The 19,996-nt window shown below is 74.3% G+C and carries 15 protein-coding genes and 1 tRNA gene; 12 read left to right on the top strand and 4 right to left on the bottom strand.

Translation table 11 applies throughout. The features are described from left to right. Positions 1–60 precede the first annotated feature (60 nt). From AC3WT4_RS12105 to AC3WT4_RS12080, 6 genes are all read left to right on the top strand, one after another. Positions 61–2,301, top strand: a complete 2,241-nt coding sequence (locus AC3WT4_RS12105) for an NTP transferase domain-containing protein (protein WP_492315537.1) — start codon at positions 61–63, stop codon at positions 2,299–2,301. 74 nt (positions 2,302–2,375) lie between these two features. Further along, the gene (locus AC3WT4_RS12100) at positions 2,376–4,832 is read left to right on the top strand and encodes a glycoside hydrolase family 94 protein (protein ID WP_074808075.1); all 2,457 of its coding nucleotides are present in this window, start codon (positions 2,376–2,378) and stop codon (positions 4,830–4,832) included. A gap of 168 nt (positions 4,833–5,000) precedes the next feature. Next, a complete protein-coding gene (locus AC3WT4_RS12095) occupies positions 5,001–5,651 on the top strand; it encodes a GNAT family N-acetyltransferase (RefSeq protein ID WP_021479886.1) in 651 nt (216 codons plus the stop codon). A 61-nt stretch (positions 5,652–5,712) separates the two neighbouring features. Beyond that, positions 5,713–6,939 carry a hypothetical protein gene (locus AC3WT4_RS12090; RefSeq protein WP_492315536.1) on the top strand — a complete coding sequence of 409 codons (1,227 nt, stop codon included), beginning with the start codon at positions 5,713–5,715 and terminating at the stop codon, positions 6,937–6,939. A gap of 64 nt (positions 6,940–7,003) precedes the next feature. Beyond that, positions 7,004–7,076 (top strand) — tRNA-Ala (locus AC3WT4_RS12085). A gap of 170 nt (positions 7,077–7,246) precedes the next feature. Beyond that, on the top strand, positions 7,247–8,143 hold the full coding sequence (locus AC3WT4_RS12080) for a formylglycine-generating enzyme family protein (RefSeq protein WP_492315535.1): 897 nt from the start codon (positions 7,247–7,249) through the stop codon (positions 8,141–8,143). Positions 8,144–8,234: 91 nt separating this feature from the next. Here the strand turns inward: AC3WT4_RS12080 and AC3WT4_RS12075 are convergent, their stop codons facing one another. Then, the gene (locus tag AC3WT4_RS12075) at positions 8,235–8,750 is read right to left on the bottom strand and encodes a DUF4190 domain-containing protein (RefSeq protein WP_074808066.1); all 516 of its coding nucleotides are present in this window, start codon (positions 8,748–8,750) and stop codon (positions 8,235–8,237) included. 187 nt (positions 8,751–8,937) lie between these two features. Here AC3WT4_RS12075 and AC3WT4_RS12070 point away from each other — a divergent pair, with 187 nt between their 5' ends. The 3 genes from AC3WT4_RS12070 (at position 8,938) to AC3WT4_RS12060 (ending at position 13,931) form a co-directional block, all read left to right on the top strand. Then, positions 8,938–10,566, top strand: a complete 1,629-nt coding sequence (locus AC3WT4_RS12070) for a hypothetical protein (RefSeq protein WP_492315534.1) — start codon at positions 8,938–8,940, stop codon at positions 10,564–10,566. A gap of 106 nt (positions 10,567–10,672) precedes the next feature. Then, entirely contained in the window at positions 10,673–12,160 is a 1,488-nt protein-coding gene (locus AC3WT4_RS12065; RefSeq protein ID WP_108051558.1) for a beta-N-acetylhexosaminidase, read from the top strand. A gap of 94 nt (positions 12,161–12,254) precedes the next feature. Continuing rightward, entirely contained in the window at positions 12,255–13,931 is a 1,677-nt protein-coding gene (locus tag AC3WT4_RS12060) for a hypothetical protein (RefSeq protein WP_492315533.1), read from the top strand. A 28-nt stretch (positions 13,932–13,959) separates the two neighbouring features. On the opposite strand, the gene AC3WT4_RS12055 is transcribed toward AC3WT4_RS12060, so the two are convergent. Continuing rightward, positions 13,960–15,681 carry a dolichyl-phosphate-mannose--protein mannosyltransferase gene (locus tag AC3WT4_RS12055; protein ID WP_492315532.1) on the bottom strand — a complete coding sequence of 574 codons (1,722 nt, stop codon included), beginning with the start codon at positions 15,679–15,681 and terminating at the stop codon, positions 13,960–13,962. Between the two features lie 44 nt (positions 15,682–15,725). On the opposite strand from AC3WT4_RS12055, the gene rsmI reads away from it, so the two are divergent. Continuing rightward, positions 15,726–16,616, top strand: a complete 891-nt coding sequence (rsmI, locus tag AC3WT4_RS12050; protein WP_108051562.1) for a 16S rRNA (cytidine(1402)-2'-O)-methyltransferase — start codon at positions 15,726–15,728, stop codon at positions 16,614–16,616. A 48-nt stretch (positions 16,617–16,664) separates the two neighbouring features. Here rsmI and AC3WT4_RS12045 read toward each other — a convergent pair whose 3' ends face one another. Further along, the gene (locus AC3WT4_RS12045) at positions 16,665–17,264 is read right to left on the bottom strand and encodes an isochorismatase family protein (protein ID WP_074808049.1); all 600 of its coding nucleotides are present in this window, start codon (positions 17,262–17,264) and stop codon (positions 16,665–16,667) included. An 85-nt stretch (positions 17,265–17,349) separates the two neighbouring features. Between AC3WT4_RS12045 and AC3WT4_RS12040 the strand changes: the two genes are divergently transcribed. Both AC3WT4_RS12040 and AC3WT4_RS12035 read left to right on the top strand, forming a co-directional pair. Then, positions 17,350–17,820: a MarR family winged helix-turn-helix transcriptional regulator gene (locus AC3WT4_RS12040; RefSeq protein WP_492315531.1), complete on the top strand. Its 471-nt coding sequence runs from the start codon at positions 17,350–17,352 to the stop codon at positions 17,818–17,820. A 126-nt stretch (positions 17,821–17,946) separates the two neighbouring features. Continuing rightward, complete coding sequence (locus tag AC3WT4_RS12035) at positions 17,947–19,131, top strand: aminotransferase class I/II-fold pyridoxal phosphate-dependent enzyme (RefSeq protein WP_074808043.1); 1,185 nt, start codon at positions 17,947–17,949, stop codon at positions 19,129–19,131. On the opposite strand, the gene AC3WT4_RS12030 is transcribed toward AC3WT4_RS12035, so the two are convergent. Beyond that, positions 19,115–19,924, bottom strand: a complete 810-nt coding sequence (locus AC3WT4_RS12030; protein ID WP_074808040.1) for an SDR family oxidoreductase — start codon at positions 19,922–19,924, stop codon at positions 19,115–19,117. The genes AC3WT4_RS12035 and AC3WT4_RS12030 overlap by 17 nt on opposite strands. Between the last annotated feature and the right edge of the window lie 72 nt (positions 19,925–19,996).

Genomic DNA, 19,996 nt, shown 5'->3' with positions numbered 1-19,996 from the left:
TAGTTCGGACTCCTGACAAATGGGTCGCCGTCCGACAGAGGTGCCGACAGTGAGGACGCCATGACCGCGACGACCGCGAACCCCACCGCGACGACCCCGCGAGGGGACTCCCACCCGAGGACCGGACGCGCCGCCGTCGTGCTCGCCGCGGGCCACGACGAGGCGTCGCGCGAGCTGCTGTCGCGGCCGCTCGGCGGCGCGACGGTCGTCGAGCTGGCGGTCGCGAACGTCCGCCGCGTCGTGGACGCGGGCCGCATCGTCGTGGTCGTGTCGCCCGACGACCCGACCGTGCGCGAGCTGCTCGGCGAGGACGTCGTCTACGTGGAGCAGGAGTCGCCGCTCGGCACCGGTGACGCGGTCCTCGCGGCGCGCGAGGCGATCGCGTCGGTGCTCGGGCCGGGCGTCGACGAGCCGGTCCTCGTCGCCTACGCGGACACGCCGCTGCTGCGCTCCGAGTCGCTCCTCGGGCTGCTCACGCGGCACACCCTCACGGGCGCCGACCTGTCGCTGCTCTCCGCCGTCGTCGACGACCCGGACGGCTACGGACGCGTGGTCCGCGCCGGGGGCGAGATCACGGCGATCCTCGAGTCGTCCGAGGTCGCGGACGCCGCTCCCGAGCCGCGCACCGAGATCAACGTGGGCGCGTACGTCGCGGCACCCCGCCTGCTGTTCGGCGAGCTGGAGCGCATGGCGGCCGACGGCGAGCACCGGCTCACCGAGCTCGCCCGCCGCGTCATCGGGGCGGGCAAGCGCATCTCGTCGTACCGCATCGTCGACGTGGACGAGGTCCGCGGCATCAACACCCCGGACGAGCTCGCGCAGGCTGCGGACATCGTCCTCAAGCGCCTGTTCGTGCCGAAGAAGAACACCGACACGAAGATCGTGTTCGGCACCGGCGGCTGGCGCGCGGTCATCGGCGAGGGCTACACGCTCGCCAACGTGCGCCGGCTGTGCCAGGCCATCGCCAACGAGACGATCCGCCGCGGGCTGGACGCGAAGGGCGTGGTGATCGGCGGCGACCGCCGCTTCCTCTCGCGCGAGTCGGCCATCGCCGCGGCTGAGGTCTTCGCGGGCAACAACATCGCCGTGACCCTCCTGCCCGACGACGTCCCGACGCCGCTCGTGACGTTCGCCGCGCCCTACCTCGGGGCGGCCTACGGCATCATCGTCACGTCGAGCCACAACCCGCCCGAGTGGAACGGCATGAAGGTGTTCCGCCAGGACGGCTCGCTCCCGCTCGACGACGAGACGGACCGCTACCAGGACGAGGCGAACGCGCTCTCGGTCGACGACGTCATCACGCTCGACATCGACGTGGCCCGCCGCACGGGCGTCGTCGTCGACCGGTCGCTCACGGACCCCTACGTCGACGCGATCGAGCGGATCATCGACGTCGAGGCGGTCCGCGGCTCGGACCTCCAGGTCGTCGTCGACCCGATGTACGGCACGAGCCAGCTCACGCTCGGCACCATCCTGTCGGACATGCGCGTGCGGTCGGAGTTCATCCACGCGGCGCACAACCCGCTGTTCGGCGGCGTCGCGCCGGCACCGGACCTGCAGCGCCTCAGCACGCTCGTGACGATGATCCAGCAGGGCGGCGGCCGCTACGACCTCGGCATGGCGACGGACGGCGACTCGGACCGCATCGGGATCGTCGACGAGACCGGCGAGTACATCTCGACGAACGACCTGCTCCTCCTCCTGTACTGGTACCTGCACGAGGTCCGCGGGGAGAAGGGCGGCGTGGTGCGCAACCTCGCGACGACGCACCTGCTCGACCGGCTCGCGGCGCACTTCGGTGAGGAGTCGCGCGAGGTCAAGGTCGGGTTCAAGCACGTGACGGCCGGCATGGAGGAGATCGGCGCGGTGCTCGGCGGCGAGTCGTCGGGCGGCCTGACGATCCGCGGCTGGATCCTCGGCAAGGACGGCATCTTCGCGTGCGCCCTGGTGGCCGAGATGCTCGCGCGCACGGGCAAGCGGATCTCCGAGCTGCGCGCGATGCTGTACGAGATCACCGGTCGCCTGTACACGCTCGAGGCGGGCGTTCCGGCCACCCCGGAGATGCGCGTCGAGGTGCCGCGCCGGCTCGAGGCGCAGCCCCTCACGCACGTCGGGCCGTACCCGGTCGTCTCGGTCTCCCACCTCGACGGCACCAAGATCCTCCTCGAGAACGACAACTGGGCGCTCCTGCGGTTCTCCGGGACCGAGCCCGTCCTGCGCATGTTCGTCGAGGCGGACACCCCCGAGAAGGCCGCCGAGCTCCTCGAGTGGCTGCAGGGGTTCGTCACCGCCGGCGTCTGACGCCCGCGCCCCCACTCGGCACCCCCGCCGCACCCAGCCCCCAGCCCCACCCCAGGACAGGAACCAGAGCAACGATGCGCTACGGCCACTTCGACACCACGCACGACGAGTACGTCGTCGAGCGCCCCGACGTCCCCGTCTCGTGGACGAACTACCTCGGCACCAAGGACATGTGCACGGTCCTGTCGCACCACGGCGGCGGGTACTCGTACTACAAGAGCTCGCAGTACGGGCGCATCTCGCGCTTCCGCCAGAACGGGGTGCCGCTCGACCGCCCCGGCCACTACGTCTACCTGCGCGACGACGCGGACGGCGACTACTGGTCGGTGTCCTGGCAGCCGGTCGGCAAGCCGTTCGTCGGGCCGGACGAGGAGCTCGACCCGGCCGGCGGCGCGGGGCGCTGGACCACGCGCCACGGCCTGAGCTACACGACGTTCCGCTCCGAGTACAAGGGCATCGACGCCGAGCAGACGGTCTTCATCCCCCTCGACGACGACGTCGAGCTGTGGGACGTGCGCGTCACCAACACGACGGACGAGGTGCGCGAGCTCACCGTCGGGTCGTACGTCGAGTTCTCCTTCCACACGATCACGATCGACAACCAGAACCTGCAGATGTCGCTCTACGCGTCCGGCTCCTCGTACGAGGACGGGATCATCGAGTACGACTTCTACTACGAGCCCTGGACGTACCACTACTTCGCGTCGAGCGAGACGCCGTCGTCGTACGACTCGCTGCGCGACAGCTTCGTCGGCCCGTACCGCACCGAGAGCAACCCGATCGCGATCGAGCGGGGCGAGGGTTCCAACGCGAGCGCGACGACGCAGAACCACTGCGGCGCGCTGCTGCACAAGGTGACGCTCGCGCCGGGCGAGACCAAGCGCCTCGTCTTCATGCTCGGCTACGGCTCGCGTGACGCGGTCGGGCGAGCGATCCAGGCGAAGTACTCGGACGTCGCGGCGGTGGACCACGAGCGCGAGCGCCTGCGCGACTTCTGGCGCGCCAAGCAGGACAAGCTGCGCATCCGTACGCCCCACGAGGGCATGAACACGATGATCAACGCGTGGACGCTGCTCCAGGCGGAGACGTGCGTCGTGTGGTCGCGGTTCGCGTCGTTCGTCGAGGTGGGCGGGCGTGCCGGGCTCGGCTACCGCGACACCGCGCAGGACGTCATGAGCGTCATCCACTCGAACCCCACGAAGACGCGGCAGCGCATCGTCGAGCTCCTGCGGGCCCAGACGGAGGCGGGCTACGGCCTGCACCTGTTCGACCCCAAGGCGTTCGACCCCGACGCGGAGAAGCTGCCCGACGTCCCGTCGCCCACGATCGTCCCGACGGTCGACCCGAAGGACCTCATCCACGGCCTCGAGGACACGTGCTCGGACGACCACCTGTGGCTCGTGCCGTCGGTCGTGGAGTACGTCAAGGAGACGGGCGACCGCGCGTTCCTCGACCTGGAGATCCCGTTCGCCGAGGGCACGCCCGCGACCGTCTACGACCACCTCGTCCGCGCGCTCGAGTTCTCCGCGGAACAGGTGGGCCAGAACGGCGTCGCGCTCGGCCTGCGCGCCGACTGGAACGACTGCCTCAACCTCGGTGGCGGCGAGACGTCGCTCGTGACGTTCCTCCACGCGTGGGCGATCGGCGCGTTCCTCGAGGTCGCGGAGCCCCTCGCGGCGGCGGGCGACGAGCGCGCCGAGGCGGACGTCGTCCGGTTCACGGCGGAGCGCGAGCGCATCGCGAAGGTCGCGGACGCGCAGCTCTGGGACGGGCGCTGGTGGATCCGCGGCTACACGCGCGACGGCGTGAAGATCGGCTCGGCGCAGAACGACGAGGGCAAGATCTTCCTCGAGCACCAGGCCTGGCCCGTCATCGCGGGCATCACGACCCAGGAGCGCGGCGAGGCGTCGATGGACGCGGTGCGCGAGCTCCTGGGTTCCGAGTACGGCAACCACCTCAACTGGCCGGCGTTCACGAAGGTCGACGACACTGTCGGCTTCGTGACGCGCGTCTACCCGGGCATCAAGGAGAACGCCGCGATCTTCTCGCACCCGAACGCGTGGCCGATCATCGCCGAGGCGATGCTGGGCCGCGGCGACGAGGCGGTGCAGTTCTACGACGCGATCCTGCCGTACCACCAGAACGACAACATCGAGGTCCGCGGGGCGGAGCCGTACGCGTACGTCCAGTTCCTCTACGGCCGCGACCACGAGTGGTTCGGCAAGGCGCAGAACCCGTGGCTCACGGGCACGGCCGGCTGGATGTACACCGCCGTGACCAAGTACGTGCTCGGCGTCCGCCTCGCGCTCGACGGCCTGGTCGTCGACCCGTCGATCCCGAAGGACTGGGACGGGTTCGAGGTGCGTCGCGAGTGGCGCGGCGCCGTCTACGACATCGAGGTCCGCAACCCGGACCACGTGTCGAAGGGCGTGCGCTCGGTGACGGTCGACGGCGTCGAGCACGACCCGGCGACCCCGATCCCCGCGCTGCCCGCGGGCACGGAGGCGAAGGTCGTCGTCACGCTGGGCTGAGGACGGGGCTGAGCGCGGGACTGAGCACGGGTGACACCACCGGGTGCCCGCGTCACCGGTCGGTGGCGCGCGGGCGCCCGGTGGTGTCACCCTGTGCACCGAGGGTCGGGCGCACCGTCTGTCCTCGTCGCCACGCCCACCGACAGGCCGAGGACGGTACACCGCCGCATGACCCACAAGATCGCCCGCGGCTGGACCGTCGCCAAGCCGTGGCCCGTGACGCTGCGGGACGACACGCTGGGCGGGTCCGTCGTCCTGCGCCCGCTGCGGCGTCGGGACGCGAACGCCTGGATGCGCCTGCGCGCCCGCAACGCCGACTGGCTGGAGCGGTGGGAAGGCACGTCGCCGCGCCCCGGCACGCCGGGCGGGCCGCCCACGTTCGCGGAGTACGTCCGGGTCCTGTCGGCGCAGGCGCGCGCCGGGTCCTCGCTGCCGTTCGCCGTCGAGCTGGACGGCGAGCTCGTCGGCCAGCTCACCGTGTCGTCCATCACGTACGGCTCGCTGTGCGGTGCGAGCATCGGCTACTGGGTGAGCGAGCACGTCGCGGGCCGCGGCGTCATCCCGACCGCCGTCGCGATGGCCACGGACTACTGCTTCACGATCCTCGGGCTGCACCGGATCGAGATCAACATCCGCCCGGAGAACGGCCCGAGCCTGCGCGTCGTGGAGAAGCTGGGCCTGCGCGACGAGGGCGTCCGCGAGCGGTACCTGCACATCCAGGGGGAGTGGCGCGACCACCGGACGTTCGCCGTCACGAGCGAGGAGGTCCCGGACGGTCTCCTCGCGCGCTGGCAGGCGACGCGCCGCGAGAGCATCTGAGCCGCCCGACACGCCGGGGCGCGTGCGGAGCGTGGCCGCGGGCCTCGCCTACGGTCGTGATGTGGAATCGGCCTCGGGGATCGTCGCGCTCGCGGTGTTCCTGCTGTGGGTCGGCTTCTACGTCCCGCACCGGGTGCGTCACCGGCAGCAGCTGCTGGACGCGCGCACGGACGACCGCTTCTCCGGCTCCCTGCGCGTCCTGGCCGTCGCCGGCCCGGGCGGCGGGGGCTTCGACCGCTGGGACGCCCGGCTCGGCGGCGTCACGACCGTCGCGGCGATCGCCTCCGGTCCGGCCGGTGGCGGAGGGCGCCCCCTGCTCGGGGGAGCGGGCACGCAGGGCCGGTCCGAGGACCGGACGCACGACGAGGAGGGAACGCACGCCATGGGGAGCACCGTCAGCGCGTCACCCTCGCGCGGGGCACCGCCGCGCCGTCAGCCGGCCTCCGAGCAGTCCCGCCTCGAGCTCCTCGAGCGGCGCGCCGCCGCGGCACGCCGTCGTCTCACGCTCACGGTCGTGCTGCTCCTCGCGACCGTCGGGGTGTGGGTCGTCGTCGCGCTCGGGCTCGTCCCGTGGTGGGCGGGCGTGGTCCCGACGGCGTTCCTCGGGCTGGTCCTCGTGCTCGGCCGTCGTGCGGTGCTCGCCGCGCAGCGGTCCGACGCCGCGTGGCTGGCCGAGCGTCGTGCCGCGGCCCGCGCGGCGCGCGGCGCCGTGCTCGGCGCACCGCCCGCACCCCGGGGCGCGCGCCCGCGCGTCACGGGTCGCGCCGTCCACGGGTCGCAGGTGAGCACGCAGATGATCCCGCGCGTCACCCCGCAGGACCTCGCGCGGGCGAACGCCGCGGCGTCGGCCGACGCCGGCGCGCCCGCCGCGTCCTCCCGCGAGCGGGTCACCGCGTCCGGCGCGACCGAAGGTCCCGCGTCCGAGGAGCCCGCCCCAGCGGCCGACGAGCCGACCACCGCTCGCGAGACGGCACCGGTCGTCGAGGCCGAGGTCGTCGACGCGGAGCGCGTCCCGACGGGTCGCGCGTGGGACCCCGTGCCGGTGCCCCCGCCGACGTACACCATGAAGCCCACGGCGCCCCGCCGCGAGCCCGCCCCGCTCACGGACGACGACGTCGTCTCGCCGACGCGGTCGGCGCGCGTCGAGCCCGTGGTCGCGGCCGTCGCGGACGCCGCCCCGTCGGGCGCCCCGGCGCCCGCCGCGGGCGACGAGCGCAAGCCCTCCACGGAGACGCTCGGTCTCGACCTCAACGAGATCCTGGCGCGCCGTCGGGCGGCGGGGCAGTAGACCCCCCGGGGGCGGCCGGTTTGCGAGACCCCGCCCTCGGGGTGCTAATCTGTTCCTCGCTTGAGGGGCTATGGCGCAGTTGGTAGCGCGTCTCGTTCGCAATGAGAAGGTCGGGGGTTCGAATCCCCCTAGCTCCACCGGAGAGACCCTCGCCAGACCAGGTCGACGACCTGAGACGGCGAGGGTCTCGTCTTTTCCCGGCACTTTCCCGCGAGGCCGGCGTCCGTGCTTGCGCCCCGACGTCGACGTCCTGGAGGCGGTGCCGAGCCCGCGCGCTCGGCCGGCGCGCCGGACCTATCCTGGCGACGTGACCCTCACCGAGCTGGTCCCGGTCCCCGGTGGGACGTTCCGCATGGGCTCGGACCGGCACTACCCGGAGGAAGGGCCGGCCCACGACCGGCAGGTCGAGCCGTTCCTCCTGGAGCGGCACGCGGTGACGAACGCGCAGTTCGCGGCGTTCGTCGCGGACACCTGCTACGTGACGGTCGCGGAGCGCCCGCTCGACCCGGCCGACTTCCCGGGTGCCGACCCGGCGGACCTGGTGCCCGGGGGGCTCGTGTTCACCCCGACGGCCGGACCGGTCGACCTGCGCGACTGGCGGCAGTGGTGGCGGTGGCAGCCTGGGGCGTCGTGGCGCGCGCCGCAGGGGCCGGGCTCCGACGTCGACGACCGGCCGGACCACCCGGTGGTGCTCGTCGCGTTCGAGGACGCCTCGGCCTACGCGGGGTGGGCGGGACGTCGTCTGCCCACCGAGGCCGAGTGGGAGCGCGCCGCGCGGGGCGGGCTCCACGACGCGGAGTACGCGTGGGGCGACGAGCTCGCCCCGGGTGGGCGGGTGATGGCCAACACGTGGCAGGGCCGGTTCCCGTACCTCGACGAGGGGTGGGGCGGCACCTCGCCCGTCGGCTCGTACGACCCGAACGGGTACGGGCTCGTGGACCTCGTCGGGAACACGTGGGAGTGGACGGCGGACACGTTCACGCCGCGCCACGTCGTCCCGGGCGCTCGGGGGCCGGACGCCGGCGGGCGGCCGAACCTGCTGGCCCCCACGACGTCGCCGGAGGTCCCGCGCGTGACGAAGGGCGGCTCGTACCTGTGCGCACCCGAGTACTGCCGCCGCTACCGGCCCGCGGCCCGGTCCGCGCAGTCCGACGACAGCGCGACGACCCACCTCGGGTTCCGCTGCGCCGCGGTCGCCCCCTGACCGCGGGTCGGCGAGCCGCTCCCGCCCGGGCACGGCGAAGGCCCCCACAGAGCGGTGAGGGCCTTCGCGGAGCGGCGTCGCCGCGGAGAGGTCAGGGGCAGGTGACGGGCTCGCCACGCACCTCGACGACCGTGCCGGACGGCACGCCGGAGCAGGCGTCGAGGACCTCCTGCGTCACGGCGCCGACGGTGCTGAAGAACACGATCGAGCCGATGATCGTCAGGACGAGCACGATCGCGCCGACGATGATGCCGGCGAGCGCCAGGCCGTTCTTGTAGCCGGCCTTCTTCGACTTGTTGAAGGCCACGATGCTGAGGATCAGACCCACGATCGAGAGGCAGCCGAGGAACGACAGCACGAGGCCGACGATCCCCATCGTCTTGCCCGGGTCCTGGCCCGGGGCGGCGTACGACGGCGTGCCCGCCTGCGGGGCGCCGTACTGGGGCGCCTGCGGGGCGCCGTACTGCGGGGCCTGAGGGGCGCCGTACTGCGGGGCCTGCGGCGGCTGCTGCGGCTCGCCGGACTGCGGCGCGCCGTAGGCGGGCGGGCCGGACGGCGTCCCGCCGGGCTGCTGCGGGTTCTGGTCGGGCTGGTCGGGGGTCGACATGCGATCTCCTCGGCGTTCGGTCAGGGCCTGCCCAGTATGCCGGTCGGGGCGGCCGCGCGCCCTGTGATTCCGCGGCGCGTCCGGCGACCGGCGCAGGTGGTGCGGGTCACGCGGGCCGGGTCCGACCATCACGAGTCCCTCACATCCCTCGGTCGGCGTGGCGCGCGGGGTGCGCGATGATGGGGGCGTGAACACTCGGAAGGTCCGATTCGTCCCTGTCGCCCTCCCCGTCGTCCTCTCGCTCGGTGCGGTCGTCGCACTGGGCGGCTGTGCCGCGGAGACCGCGAAGGCCGACGGGCCGTCCTCGGGCGAGACCGGGCTCGTCGCCCGCGCCGCCGAGCCGAGCGACGGCGTCCTCGTGCTCGGCTCGACCGAGCCGGCGGAGCTCGCGCTGACCAGCAGCCAGGCGTTCTTCACCAACGCGCCCGTCGTCGTGCTCTCCACGGCGGACGACGAGACCGCGCGCGCGACGGCGGCCGCGGCCGCCGTCGAGCTCGCCGCGCCCGTGCTCCTCGTGGGCGGCGCCATCTCGGACGGCGGGCTGCGCACGGAGCTGAGCCGGCTCGGCACGGTCGCCGTCGTCGAGGTGGGAGAGGCGGACGCGCCTCCCGGCCAGGAGGACGCGGGCGAGGAGCCCGCGCGCGCGACCCTGGGGGACGTGGACGGCGTCGAGCGCGTCCTGCTCGAGGTCGGGGCGCTCCTTCCTGACGGGACGCTCGACGAGCGCGACCTCGACGAGGTCCGCTCCGCGCTGCCCGAGCGGGGCGAGCCGGAGACGCTGACCGAGGTCCTCGCCCTCACGGAGCCCGGGAGCCTCGCGACGCCCGGCGGCCCGCAGTCCGCGGCCATCGCGACCGCGCGCGCCGCAGGTGCCGTGCCGCTCGAGGTGCCGCAGGGCGACCCGCGGGCGTCCGCGGAGGTCGTCGACGCGATCTCGGCCGCGAAGGCGCTCGCGGTCGTCGGCATCGGCGAGAGCTTCGGCACGGCCGACGACCTCGCATGGCGGCTGCGGACGGCCGAGGCGGGCGACCTGCTCCCCAGCGGTTCCCAGCTCGTCCTCGCCGACGGCGTCCGGTACGTCGCGGTCGAGGCGGACGCCGTGACGTCGGGCCTCGTGGCGGTGGGGGAGCGTTCGGCGTCGGAGGCCGTCACGCGCGCGCAGGAGGCGGCGGCGGCGTACGCCGAGGCGGCCCCGGAGGACGTGGTGGTCCCGGTGCTCGAGGTGCCGGCCACGCGGGCGTCGTCGAACCCGGGCGCGGACCGCGACTACTCGACGGAGATCCCCGCCGAGGAGCTCGTGCCGCTCGTCGACACCGCGGCGGCCGCCGGGGTGCTCGTGGTGCTGCGCCTGGAGCCCGGCCGCGCGAGCTTCGACGAGCAGGTCGCCGAGTACGCGGACGTGCTCGCACGCCCGACCGTGGGCGTCGCGCTCGCGGTCGACGCGCGTCGTGCAGGTGAAGGGTCGCGCGCGGGCACGGTGGGCGCCGCGGAGCTCAGCGCCGCGATCGACGCCGTCGGGGAGGTCGTGCGCACGCAGGGCCTGCCGCAGAAGCTCGTCGTCGTGCAGCGACCCGACGCCGAGGCGGTGCTCGACGCCGCCGCGCTCGACGTGGGGGCGGGCGAGGCCGCCGTCGTGCTCCAGCCGACCTCGCAGTCGGGCTTCGGCGCCCGCGCGCGCGAGTGGGGGACGCTGCTCGACGACGTGCCGGCAGGCGTGGTGGGCGGCTGGACCACGGGCTCGGCAGACCCGGCGCGGGACGTCGAGGGCGTCCTGTCGCTCGACCCGAGCCCGCGCTACGTGGCGCCGTCGCACTGACGGGTCCGCCCCGTCGGGCACTTGGTCGGTCCCGCGCAGGCGGGTTAGGGTGTTGCGCTCGCAAAAGCCGAATCGATTCGACCAGACCCAGACGACGAGGTACCTGATGGTCTCGATCATCCCCCAGCCCCTGCACGTCGAGCCCGGCGAGGGCCACGTGCCCGCCGGCGCCCTGGAGGTCCACGCGGTCGGGCTCGACGGCGCCGCCCCGTGGCTCGCCGACCTCGCCGCGGGCCTCCTCTCCGGCCTCGACGGCGTCACCGCGACCCACGACGACCCCGCGGCCGGCCCGGCGTCCGCCGCGGACGGCGGGCGCACCGCGCTCGTGCTGCGCGTCGACGGGTCGGCCGGTCCGCAAGGCTCCACGAGCCCCGAGCGCTACAGCCTCGTCGTCGACGCCGGCGGGGTGACCGCCACGGCGCCCGAGCCGGCGGGGCTCTTCCACGCGGTGCAGACGCTGCGCCAGCTCGTCGTCCCGGCGGGCGACGGTGCGCCCGCTCGGGTGCCGTACGTCGTCGTGCACGACGCGCCGCGCTACCCCTGGCGCGGTCTCTCCGTGGACGTCGCGCGCACGTTCTTCGGGCTGGACGCGCTGCGGGCCGTGGTCGACGTCGCGGCGGCGTACAAGCTCAACGTGCTGCACCTGCACCTCACGGACGACCAGGGCTGGCGCATCGAGTCGCCGTCGCGGCCCGAGCTCGCCAAGCTGTCCTCGGGCGGCGACACGTCCGGCGGGACGGGCGGCCACCTCTCGCTCGCCGACTTCCGCGCCCTGCAGGACCACGCGGCCGAGCGCTTCGTGCGCGTCGTGCCGGAGATCGACGTGCCGGGCCACATCAACGCGGCGACCCACGTGTACGGCGACCTCATGCCCGACGGCGTCCCCACGGACGCCTACTCCGGTATCGAGGTGGGCTTCTCGCGCCTGACGTTCGACCTCCCGGCCACCGAGCCCTTCCTGCGCGACGTCTTCACGGACCTCGCGCACGCGACCGACGGCGAGCACGTGCACCTCGGCGGTGACGAGGTGCTGAAGATGGAGCCTGCCGAGTACGCGCGGTTCGTCGAGCTGTGCGAGCGGCTGATCCTCGAGGCGGGCAAGAAGCCCGTCGCGTGGCAGGAGGCGGCGAAGGCACCCCTGCGTCCGGGCACGCTCGTGCAGTACTGGGACACCCACCCCATGGACCTCACGTACCTCGTCGACGCCGCCACGGCGGGGGCACGCATCATCATGTCGCCCGCGAACCGCGTCTACCTGGACATGAAGTACACGGCCGACTTCCCGCTCGGGCAGGACTGGGCGGGGCTCGTCGAGGTGCGCGACGCGTACGACTGGGAGCCCGAGCAGGCGGTCCCGGGGATGCCGGCCGACGCGATCGAGGGCGTGGAGGCCGCGGTCTGGACAGAGCGCATCCCCACGCTCGACGCGCTGTTCACGATGCTCCTGCCGCGCCTGACCGCCGTCGCGGAGGTCGCGTGGACGGCCCCCGACCGCAAGGACTGGGACGACTACCGCCGCCGCGTCGCGCGCGAGGCGCACGCGTGGCGCCGCTCCGGCACCGCGTTCCACCCCTCGGAGCAGGTCGACTGGTGACGCGCGCGGGCGGCGCCCGCGGGGTGGCGGACGTCACCGGCAGAACACCCGTCTGCGGTCGCGAGCCGGGGGGCGGCTGACGGACCATCGATCGATGGCCTTCGTGACCCTGCCCGCCTCCCGCCACGACGACCCGTCCGGACCTCCCTCCTCCACCCCGCGTCCCGGCACCCGTACGGGCCGCCGCGGCCCACGCCGTCGTGCGGTCGTGCTCGCCGCGACGCTCACCCTGGCGACCGCGCTCGCCGCGTGCACGGGCGGCGACCCGGAGCCGTCGGCGAGCACCACGGGACCCGCCGCCGGCGCCGAGGCCGACGGCGCTCGTGCCGCGGCGCCCGAGGGCGTCGTCACCCTCGCCGAGGAGGACCCCGCCGCGCTCGCGCTCGCGGCGAGCCGCACGTTCTTCACGACCGCGCCGGTCGCGGTCGTCGTGCCGGCCGACGCCGCCGAGGACGCCGTCGCGGTCGGCGTCGCCGAGGCGCTGGCCCAGCGGGTCGTCGCCCCCGTCCTCGTCGCCGGGGACGACGCGGCGCTCGCCGACGAGCTGGCACGCCTGGACGCCGCCGAGGCCGTCGTCGTCGCACCGGAGGGCACGAGCGTCCCCGGCCTCGGCGACGTCACCGCGGTGCACGTCGACCCGGCGGCCGTCGCGCCGGACGGGGCCGTCGACGAGGAGTCGCTCGCGGGCGCCGCCGACCTCGCGGTCCAGGACGTGCCGGCGACAGGCGACGCCGAGGCGTCGACCGGCGTCCTCGCGCTCACGGACCCCGCGACCGGGAGCGCGGCCCGACCGGCGGCCGCGACGGCCCGCGCGTCGGGCGCGACGGTCGTCGACGCCCCCGGCGGCGACCCCCGCACCACGTCCGAGGCCGTCCGGGCGGTCGCCGCGGCCGGGGCGACGGCGACCGTCGGGCTCGGGGCGTCGTTCGGCAGCCCGGACGACCTCGCGTGGCGCGTCGAGGCGGCCGCGACGGGCACGGAGCTGCCCGGCGGCGGGCAGCTCGCCCTGCCGGGCAAGCGCTACGTCGCGCTCTACGGGTCGCCGGGTGCGCCGGTGCTCGGCGTGCTCGGCGAGCAGGACGTCGCCGCGACGATCGCGCGCGCCCAGGAGCACGCGGCCTGGTACCAGGGCTTCACGGACGAGCCCGTGGTGCCGACGCTCGAGGTCATCACGACGGTCGCCTCCGGCTCCGCGGGCCCCGACGGGAACTACTCCAACGAGCGCGCCGCCGACCTCGTGCGCCCCTACGTGGACGCCGCGCGCGAGGCGGGGGTGTACGTCGTGCTGGACTTCCAGCCGGGCCGTACGGACTTCCTCACGCAGGTGCGCGCGTACGAGGACCTCGTGGCACAGCCGCACGTCGGCGTCGCGCTCGACCCGGAGTGGCGCCTCGGCCCCGACCAGGTGCACCTCGCCCAGATCGGCTCCGTCGGGGTGGACGAGGTCAACGCCGTCGGCGACTACCTCGCGGGCCTCGTGCGCGAGCGCGACCTCCCGCAGAAGGTCTTCCTGCTGCACCAGTTCCGGACGTCGATGATCACCGACCGCGTGCGCCTCGACACCGCGCACCCCGAGCTCGCGACCGTCGTCCACGCCGACGGCCAGGGCGGCCAGGAGGCGAAGGCCGCCACGTGGTCCACGCTCCACCAGGACGCGCCGGCGGGGCTGTTCTGGGGCTGGAAGAACTTCTTCGACGAGGACGCGCCCATGCTCACGCCCGAGCAGACGTGGGGGATCAGCCCGACGCCGGACTTCGTCAGCTACCAGTGAGGCCGGCCCGGCGCGACGGGTCAGCGCGTCAGATCCACGTGGGCAGCCACATGTGCATGCGCCAGAACCAGTACGGCACCTGCCACGCCGTCCAGATCGGGTAGAAGAACAGGCTCACGGCGCCGATCGTCGTGAGGAGCACCGTGATCCCGACGCGCACGCGGGCCCGGGCGACCGCCCGGCCCTCCGTGCGCTCGAGCGCGAGCGTGATCGCGTAGACGAGCGTGAGCACGACCCACGGCAGGAACGCGATCGAGTAGAACGTGAAGATCGTCCGCTCGGCGTAGAGGAACCACGGCGCCCACCCGGCGACGAGCCCGCTGAGCACGGCGAGCGCTCGCCAGTCCTTGAGCCGGACGAGCGCGTAGAGCGCGACGAGGATCGCGAGCGCCGCTGCCCACCACAGGACGGGGTTCCCGAGCGACGTGATCGCCCGCACGCACCGCTCGATCTCGCAGCCCGCCTCGCCGGCCTCGTACGAGCGCCAGTAGAAGGACGTGGGCCGCCACTGGAGGATCCAGCCGAGCGGGTGCGCCTCGTACGTGTGCTCGGACGTGAGTCCCGTGTGGAAGTCCCACATCTTCAGGTGGTACTCCCACCACGACCGCAGCGCCGGGGGCAGCCACTGGACGCCCTCCCCGGGGTGCTCGACGGCCCACTGGCGCATGTACGCGCCGGGGGACCGGAACCACGACGTCCACGTCGCGACGTACGTGAGCGCGGCGGTGGGGAGCATGACGAGCGCGGCCGGGATCGCGTCGCGCACGAGCGCGTCCTCCCACCAGCGCCCGACGCCCGCGGTGCGCCGCGCCGTCGCGTCCCAGAGCACGGAGACGACCGCGAGGACCGCGAGGAAGTAGAGGCCGGACCACTTGATCCCGCACGCGAGCCCGAGCGCGACGGCCGCGGCGAACCGCCACCACCGCCACCCGAGCCCGGGGCCGTAGCGGCCGATGCGTCCGCCCGCGTCGAGGATCGCCCCGCAGCGCTCGGCGAGGCGTCGCCGGGCCTGCTCGCGGTCGAGCAGCAGGCAGCCGAAGGCGACGAGCACCCAGAGCATGAGCATGTTGTCGAGCAGGCCGGTGCGGGAGTGCACGATCGCCTCGCCGTCCACGGCCATGAGCGCACCCGCGACGATGCCCATCGCCGTCGAGCCGAACAGCCGGCGCGCGATGCGCGCGACGAGCACGACGGCGATCACCCCGACGACGGCCGACGCGACCCGCCACGACCACGGGTTCCCCGCCCCGCCGAACGCCTTCATGCCGAGCGCGATCATCCACTTGCCGAGCGGCGGGTGGACCACGTAGTCGGCCGTGGGCAGGAACGAGTTCACGTCGCCGGCCTCGAACGCCGGGTTCGGCTCCTCGGGCCAGTCGGCCTCGTACCCGACCTGGAGGAGGGTCCACGCGTGCTTGACGTAGTAGGTCTCGTCGAACACGAGGGTGTCGGGTCGGCCGAGGTTCCACAGCCGCAGCACCGCCGCGACGACGGCGACGATCGCGACGCCGAGCCATCCCCACAAGCGGTCGTGCGCGGTCGCGCCGAGCGCGAGCCGTCGTGGGCCGAGCAGCGCGAGGAGGAGCCGCTCGCGGTGGCTCGGCGCGGGGCCGACGTCCGACGTCACGTGCGTCGGCGGTGCCCCGTCGTCACCCACGGCGGGCTCGTCGACCGGCAGGTCGGCCGGCGCGTCGGTGGCGTCGACCGGGGGGCGGGGGCCGGGGGTCGCGTCGGCGGGCGGCTGGGACACGCTGGCCATCGTAGGGGCCGCGCGCGTGTGGAACCCTGGGAGCCATGTCCTCCTCGACCGACGTCCCCGGCCCCGACGCGCCCACGACCCGGCGGGAGGCCGGGCACCTCGTGCTCGGCGGCACGCCCATCGGGAACGCGGAGGACGCGAGCCCGCGCCTGCGCCGCCTGCTCGCGGAGGCCGACGTCGTCGCGGCGGAGGACACCCGCCGCCTGCACGCGCTCGCGGGCCGCCTCGGCGTCCAGGTGGGCGGGCGGGTCGTGAGCTTCCACGAGCACAACGAGGCGGAGCGCGCCGACGACCTGCTCGACGTCGTCGACGGCGGCGGGACGGTGCTCGTCGTGTCGGACGCGGGGATGCCGAGCGTGTCCGACCCGGGCTTCCGCGTCGTGGGCCGCGCGGTCGAGCGCGGCCTCCCTGTGACGACGGCGCCCGGCCCGAGCGCGGTCCTCACCGCTCTCGCGCTCTCGGGGCTCCCGACGGACCGGTTCTGCTTCGAGGGCTTCCTGCCCCGCAAGGCGGGGGACCGGTCGCGCGCGCTCGCGGCGCTCGTCGACGAGCCGCGCACGCTCGTGTTCTTCGAGGCGCCGCACCGCGTGGCGGACACGCTCGTCGCGATGGCCGACGCGTTCGGCCCGGACCGGCCGGCCGCCGTCGCGCGCGAGCTGACCAAGACGTACGAGGAGGTGCTGCGCGGTCCGCTCGCCGAGCTCGCGGAGCACGCGGGGCGGGAGCAGCTGCGCGGGGAGATCTGCGTCGTCGTCGGCGGTGCGCCGCCGCGCGGGCCGGTCCCGCTCGCGGAGCTCGTCCCCGCCGTCCTGGCGCGCGTCGACGGCGGGGAGCGGCTCAAGGACGTGGTCGCGGACGTGGCCCAGGGCGCCGGGGTGCCCAAGCGCGACCTGTACGCCGCGGCGCTCGACGCGCGCCGCGGGTGAGCGCGGGCCGGGCGCCCCGCGGGGTGGCCCGGCCCGCGCCCGCGGTGCTCAGCGCCCGACGGCGTCGCTCGCCACGAGCGCGACGCCCGCCGCGGCGAGCTCCTCGCGCGCGGCGGCACCGAGCTCGGGCGTGACCGGCACGGTGAGGTCGGTGAGGACCCGCGTCGCGAGGCCGAGCGCGTGCGCGTCGAGCGCGGTCGCCCGCACGCAGTGGGACTCGGCGATGCCGACGACGTCGACCGCCTCGATCTTGGCGTCGCGCAGCAGGTCCGCGAGCGGGCGGCCCGCGACGTCGACGCCCTCGAAGCCCGAGTAGGCGGCCTGGTACTCGCCCTTCTTCACCCCGGCGTCGGGCGCCAGGTCGGCGAGGGCCGGGTGCAGCTCGGCGTTCGGGGTGCCCGCGATCCCGTGCGGCGGCCAGGTGTCGACGAAGTCCGGGTCGGGGCTCCAGTGCTGGCCCGGGTCGACGTGCCAGTCCTGGGTGGTCACGACGAGGTCGTACGCGTCGCGGTGGTCGCGCGCGTGCTCGGCGATGCGCTCGGCGACGGCGTTCCCGCCCTCGACGCCCAGCTCGCCGCCCTCGCAGAACGTGGGCTGGACGTCGACGACGATCAGCGCGCGGCGCGGCGCGGGGGTGCTCTCGGTCATGCGCCCACTCTGCCACCCCCGGCGGGCACCGGGGGAGCGCGGGTGCGAGAGTGGGGCCAGCCGTGATCCGACCGGGAGGCAGCCCATGACCGAGGACCAGACACCGCCCACGACCCCCTCCGGCGCGGACGCCGGACGCCCCATCGGGTACTGGCTCAAGCTCGTGGACCGGCTCATCGACGAGAACCTCGACGGAGTGTTCCAGCACTCGGGCCTCACGCGCCGGCACTGGCAGGTGCTCAACACCATCCGCGACGGCGTGAGCGAGGAGACGAGCGTCGACGGCGTGCTGTCGCCCTTCACGGGCGTCGTGGCGGGGGCGGGCGGCGCGAGCGCGGTGACGGCCGAGATCGACGACCTCGTGCGCCGCGGCTGGGTCGCGCGCGGCGACCAGGGGCTGTCCGTGACGGTCGCGGGCAACCACGCGTACCACGACCTGCTCGACGCGGTGTCGGTCGCGCGCGAGCGCGTCGCGCAGGGCGTGAGCCGCGAGGAGTACGCGCGGACGGTCGCGACGCTCGAGCGCATGGCGCGCAACCTCGGCTGGTCGGGCTGACCCGCGGCCGGTGAGCCGGTCGCGAGACGCGGTGTCACGCCGTCGGGCGGCAGGCGTACCCTGCGAGACCCGCGACCCGTGCGCACCCCCGCGCCCGGGAGCGCCGCACAGAGCTGGAGCACTGCGATGGAGTTCCGCCGGATCCCCGGTCTGCCGCCCTACGTCTTCACGATCATCGACGGGCTCAAGATCGAGGCACGCCGAGCGGGGCGCGACGTCGTGGACCTCGGCTTCGGCAACCCGGACCTGCCGAGCCCGCAGGTCGCGGTCGACAAGCTCGCCGAGGCCGCGCAGAACTCGCGCAACCACCGCTACTCCGCGTCGCGCGGCATCCCGAAGCTCCGCGAGGCCGTCGCCGGGCTGTACCAGCGCCGGTTCGGCGTGAGCCTCGACCCGGACACGGAGATCATCTCGACCATCGGCGCCAAGGAGGGCTTCAGCCACCTCATGTGGGTGCTGCTGCAGCCGGGCGACGTCGCGCTCGTCCCCACCCCGAGCTACCCGATCCACATCTGGGGGCCCTACTTCGCGGGCGCCGACGCGCGCCAGGTCCCCATCGGCGACGGGACCGACGCCGCGGGGTACATCGACCGCATCATCGAGGCGTGGGAGCTGGGCTGGCCCAAGCCGCGCGTCGTCGTGCTGTCGTTCCCGCACAACCCGACGACGACCGTCGCGACGAAGGCGGACCTCCAGCGCCTCGTCGACTGGGCGCGGGACAAGGACGTCGTGCTCGTGCACGACCTCGCGTACGCCGACATGACGTTCGACGGGTTCGAGCCGCCGTCGATCATGGAGTGCGAGGGCGCGCGCGAGGTCGCGGTCGAGCTGTACTCGATGACGAAGTCGTTCTCCATGGCGGGCTGGCGCGTCGCGTTCCTCGTGGGGCGCCGGGACGTCGTCGGGGCGCTCGCGAAGCTCAAGAGCTACCTCGACTACGGCACGTTCCAGCCGATCCAGATCGCCGCGACCGTGACGCTCAACGAGGCGACGGAGTTCCCCCGGGAGATCTCGTCCGTCTACGAGTCTCGTCGCGACGCCCTGTACGACGGCCTGCAGCGCATCGGCTGGGACATCCACAAGCCCGGCGGCACGATGTTCGCGTGGGCCCGCATCCCCGAGCCGTACCGCGACATGGGCTCGATCGAGTTCGCGACGCACCTCGTCGAGGAGTGCGACGTCGCGGTGTCCCCGGGCGTCGGGTTCGGCCCCGGCGGCGACGAGTTCGTGCGGTTCGCGCTCATCGAGAACGAGCACCGCATCGGTCAGGCCGTCCGGGGCCTGCGCCGCGGGCTCACGCGACTGGGCTAGGGACCGTCCCCGTCCACACGTCGTCGCCGCGCAGCACGGCGTCGGCGCCGCCGTCGTCGTAGATCGTCTGCCCGGTGACGTGCGTGTTCGCGACGTCGGTCAGCCACAGCAGGAGCGACGCGACCGACTCGGGGGACTGGTGCCCGTTGAGGGGCATCGGCACCGCGGCGTCGACCATGGCGACCGACTCCGGGGTCGACAGGAGCTGGGCCGTCATGGGCGTGAGCACGGTCCCGGGCGCGACGGCGTTGAGCGGGACGCCCCGCCCGGCCCACGCGGGCGTCACGCACTCGCGCCGCACCCAGCGCGACAGCGCGCGCTTGGACGACGGGTAGGCGAGGTACCCGACCTGCGGGCCCTGCTCGGCGAGCGTGCCCGCGACGCGCAGGGCCTCGTCCTCGTCGTCCGCGAGGCACGCGTCCACGATCGCCTCGGACACGGGCTGGAGCGTCGCCATCGACGACACGACGGCGACGCGCGGCGCCTGCGAGCGCTCGAGCGCGGGCAGGAGGCCCGTGAGGAACCGGGTGACGCCGAAGAAGTTCACCGCGACCGTCGTCGGCACGGGCGCCGAGATCCCGGCGCACGCGACGACGGCGTCGACCGTGCCGTCCGTCGCGGCGAGCACCTCGTCGACGGCGCGCCCGCGACCCTCGTCGGTGCTGAGGTCCGCCTGGACCTCGGCGTCGCGCAGGTCCACGCCGACGACCCGGTCGCCCCGCTCGCGCAGCAGCCCGGCCACGCAGGCTCCTACGCCCGATGCCGATCCCGTCACCACGTACGTCCGCGACATGTGCACACGCCTCCTCGCCCACGTCCCCGGATCTCGGGGACACCTCCAGCATGCCTGGTCGTGCGGCCCCCG

The organism is Cellulosimicrobium sp. EB106-03-01-XG111 (assembly GCF_058792115.1).
Note: the sequence above shows the minus strand (reverse complement) of the source record. Positions and strands in the feature narration are given on the sequence as shown.

What these genes read in the sequence shown, in the direction of transcription:
- AC3WT4_RS12105 (WP_492315537.1), top strand. Translation starts at nt 61, where the DNA reads ATGACCGCGACGACCGCGAACCCCACCGCGACGACCCCGCGAGGGGAC.
- AC3WT4_RS12100 (WP_074808075.1), top strand. Translation starts at nt 2,376, where the DNA reads ATGCGCTACGGCCACTTCGACACCACGCACGACGAGTACGTCGTCGAG.
- AC3WT4_RS12095 (WP_021479886.1), top strand. Translation starts at nt 5,001, where the DNA reads ATGACCCACAAGATCGCCCGCGGCTGGACCGTCGCCAAGCCGTGGCCC.
- AC3WT4_RS12075 (WP_074808066.1), bottom strand. Translation starts at nt 8,750, where the DNA reads ATGTCGACCCCCGACCAGCCCGACCAGAACCCGCAGCAGCCCGGCGGG.
- AC3WT4_RS12065 (WP_108051558.1), top strand. Translation starts at nt 10,673, where the DNA reads ATGGTCTCGATCATCCCCCAGCCCCTGCACGTCGAGCCCGGCGAGGGC.
- AC3WT4_RS12060 (WP_492315533.1), top strand. Translation starts at nt 12,255, where the DNA reads ATGGCCTTCGTGACCCTGCCCGCCTCCCGCCACGACGACCCGTCCGGA.
- rsmI (WP_108051562.1), top strand. Translation starts at nt 15,726, where the DNA reads ATGTCCTCCTCGACCGACGTCCCCGGCCCCGACGCGCCCACGACCCGG.
- AC3WT4_RS12045 (WP_074808049.1), bottom strand. Translation starts at nt 17,264, where the DNA reads ATGACCGAGAGCACCCCCGCGCCGCGCCGCGCGCTGATCGTCGTCGAC.
- AC3WT4_RS12040 (WP_492315531.1), top strand. Translation starts at nt 17,350, where the DNA reads ATGACCGAGGACCAGACACCGCCCACGACCCCCTCCGGCGCGGACGCC.
- AC3WT4_RS12035 (WP_074808043.1), top strand. Translation starts at nt 17,947, where the DNA reads ATGGAGTTCCGCCGGATCCCCGGTCTGCCGCCCTACGTCTTCACGATC.
- AC3WT4_RS12030 (WP_074808040.1), bottom strand. Translation starts at nt 19,924, where the DNA reads ATGTCGCGGACGTACGTGGTGACGGGATCGGCATCGGGCGTAGGAGCC.